This is a genomic window from Mycobacterium sp. UM_11 (assembly GCF_001414075.1).
Classification (GTDB): domain Bacteria; phylum Actinomycetota; class Actinomycetes; order Mycobacteriales; family Mycobacteriaceae; genus Mycobacterium.
This window is the reverse complement of sequence record NZ_LATC01000271.1, coordinates 1-319: the sequence shown is the minus strand read 5'-3', so window position 1 is coordinate 319 and position 319 is coordinate 1. Positions and strand designations below refer to the sequence as shown.

At 65.8% G+C, this 319-nt stretch carries 1 pseudogene; it reads left to right on the top strand.

Features of this window, described 5'->3' with window-relative positions:
• Positions 1-18 precede the first annotated feature (18 nt).
• Positions 19-319 (top strand): annotated as a pseudogene (locus WU80_RS24980) (flavodoxin-dependent (E)-4-hydroxy-3-methylbut-2-enyl-diphosphate synthase); the annotation flags it as partial.

The window sequence follows — 319 nt, the reverse complement described above, 5'->3', positions numbered from 1 at the left end:
ATGTGTATAAGAGACAGGGTGGCCAAGGCCGCGGCCGCGGCGGGCATCCCGATCCGCATCGGCGTCAACGCCGGCTCGCTGGACAAGCGCTTCATGGAGAAGTACGGCAAGGCCACACCGGAGGCGCTCGTCGAATCCGCGCTGTGGGAGGCCTCGCTGTTCGAGGAGCACGGCTTCGGCGACATCAAGATCAGCGTCAAGCACAACGACCCCGTCGTGATGGTCGCCGCCTACGAGCAGCTGGCCGCCCAGTGCGACTATCCGCTGCACCTCGGCGTGACCGAGGCCGGCCCGGCGTTCCAGCTGTCTCTTATACACA